Origin of the sequence: Flavobacterium sp. (assembly GCF_025352015.1) — a bacterium.
Classification (GTDB): Bacteria; Bacteroidota; Bacteroidia; order Flavobacteriales; family Flavobacteriaceae; genus Flavobacterium.
The window spans coordinates 1-2,016 of record NZ_JANXUG010000116.1; the positions used below are offsets into that span (position 1 = coordinate 1).

A 2,016-nucleotide genomic window follows, 5' to 3' on the forward strand; every position below is an offset into this window, starting at 1 on the left:
CATCTATCTTTTTTAATTCCTTTAAAAAAAATTTAAAGAAAAATAATATATTTTCATAAATTCATAAAAAATATTATACAATACTTTTTAATTTCGTAAATATATACGAAAACTTTAAAAGAAAAGTTGTTAGAAACTAAAATTTTAATTAAAATCGTTAAAATACAAAATATCTTTGATTTGAGTACATTCTATGCTAATATAATTCCTATCTTTATGATTAATAAGTACTTTTGACAAAAATACAAGTAAAAAATCTAAATTTTTAAATTACTCAAATAACTTTAATAAGGTTTAGCTATAATACAATATTAAAACAAAACAAATGGAAACTAAGAGTTTATTTATCTTTAAAAAAAGTACCTAAATGAATAAAAATATAATTCTGAATCATCAAGAAATAGAGCATAAAATTAAAAGAATTGCTTACGAAATCTACGAAAGTTTTGCAAATGAAAATGAAATAGTGATTGCAGGAATCGCTGATAACGGTTTTATTTTAGCTCAAAAAATAACTAATGTTTTGAATACTATTTCTGATTTAAAAATAATTTTATGTGAGGTCAAAATTGATAAAATAAATCCGTTCAACGAAATCACTACTTCGATTAGTAGAGAAATGTATATCAGCAAAGGATTAATTCTAATCGATGATGTTTTAAATTCGGGCACAACCTTGATATATGGCGTAAAACACTTTTTAGAGGTACCTTTAAAAAAACTTAAAACTGCGGTTTTAGTTGATCGCAATCATAAAAAATTTCCTGTGAAAGTTGATTTCAAAGGAATCTCGCTATCCACTTCGCTTGCAGAACACGTTCATGTAGTTTTCGGAAAAAATAACGATTATGCTTATCTAGAATAGTACTTTGAGAATATCTTCAACTATTGTTTCCAAAGTTTTAAAATCAGTAGAAATTTTGAAAGTGGCATAATTGTAAAAATAACTTCTTTCAAATAAATGTTTCGCAATGAACTCTTTTAATTCATCTTCTGATTTGTTTGCAACAAGTGGTCTCTTTTTTTTTACGTCTTTGAGTCTTTCAAAAACAACATTTACTGACGCTTTTAGATAAATTGAAACACAATTTTTTCCGTTTAATAGAAGATGGTTATTCGCATAGCATGGAGTTCCTCCACCTGTACTAATGATATTATTTTCATCATTATCTAAAATTTCTTTAAAGAATTTATGTTCAATTTTTCTGAAATAGAGTTCGCCTTTTTGTGTAAAAATTTCATCAATACTTAAGCCGATTTTTTGTTCAATAAATTTGTCCAAATCAACTGTTTTAAAATCAATTTTTTCAGATAATAATTGGGCAATTGTAGTCTTACCAACAGCCATATAACCCACTAAAATAATTTTCTGCATAGCAATAAAACCTTATAAATTAAGTTCTTAACACCTATTGTCAAAAAAAGGCAAATTTATAATAAAATAGCTTTGAAATATGAATAATAAGGTCTTATATTTGCACCCGCATTCAAGAAAAGAAAAAGACTCGATAGCTCAGTTGGTAGAGCACATCACTTTTAATGATGGGGTCCTGGGTTCGAGCCCCAGTCGGGTCACAATTTTTTCTTAAATGGCTATATGACTCGATAGCTCAGTTGGTAGAGCACATCACTTTTAATGATGGGGTCCTGGGTTCGAGCCCCAGTCGGGTCACAAAAGTTGTTCGTTTATACGAATAACTTTTTTTGTTTTTGGCCACGTGGAGAAACGGTAGACTTGCCAGCTTGAGGGGCTGGTGTTCGAAAGGACGTGTGGGTTCGAATCCCATCGTGGTCACTTCAATAAAAATTATCTAGTAAAAATGATACGTTTGATCGATTGTTTTTACTAGATTTTTTTTAAACGATGCATTCTAAATTTATATTTAATCCCAGCTAAATATATTTTATGTTGTAAATACATTTTGAATTAAATTTTTTATTTAGTTTTTATAAAATATTAATTTTACTAAATATATTATGTTACTTTTGTTTAATATTTTATATGAAAAGATGAAC

At 27.4% G+C, this 2,016-nt stretch carries 2 protein-coding genes and 3 tRNA genes; 4 read left to right on the forward strand and 1 reads right to left on the reverse strand.

Translation table 11 applies throughout. The features are described from left to right. Positions 1 to 367 precede the first annotated feature (367 nt). Entirely contained in the window at positions 368 to 865 is a 498-nt protein-coding gene (locus Q0Q96_RS12195; RefSeq protein ID WP_293875809.1) for a phosphoribosyltransferase domain-containing protein, read from the forward strand. On the opposite strand, the gene Q0Q96_RS12200 is transcribed toward Q0Q96_RS12195, so the two are convergent. Then, a complete protein-coding gene (locus Q0Q96_RS12200; RefSeq protein WP_293875811.1) occupies positions 857 to 1,375 on the reverse strand; it encodes a shikimate kinase in 519 nt (172 codons plus the stop codon). The genes Q0Q96_RS12195 and Q0Q96_RS12200 overlap by 9 nt on opposite strands. Positions 1,376 to 1,502: 127 nt before the next feature. Between Q0Q96_RS12200 and Q0Q96_RS12205 the strand changes: the two genes are divergently transcribed. The 3 genes from Q0Q96_RS12205 (at position 1,503) to Q0Q96_RS12215 (ending at position 1,795) form a co-directional block, all read left to right on the forward strand. After that, positions 1,503 to 1,575: transfer RNA gene (locus Q0Q96_RS12205), tRNA-Lys, on the forward strand. Positions 1,576 to 1,599: 24 nt separating this feature from the next. Further along, positions 1,600 to 1,672 (forward strand) — tRNA-Lys (locus Q0Q96_RS12210). Positions 1,673 to 1,712: 40 nt separating this feature from the next. Beyond that, positions 1,713 to 1,795, forward strand: a tRNA-Leu gene (locus Q0Q96_RS12215). The last annotated feature ends 221 nt before the right edge of the window (positions 1,796 to 2,016 follow it).

Bases quoted from the DNA above. Each gene is read 5' to 3' on its own strand.
- Q0Q96_RS12195 (WP_293875809.1), top strand. From the start codon at position 368: ATGAATAAAAATATAATTCTGAATCATCAAGAAATAGAGCATAAAATT.
- Q0Q96_RS12200 (WP_293875811.1), bottom strand. From the start codon at position 1,375: ATGCAGAAAATTATTTTAGTGGGTTATATGGCTGTTGGTAAGACTACA.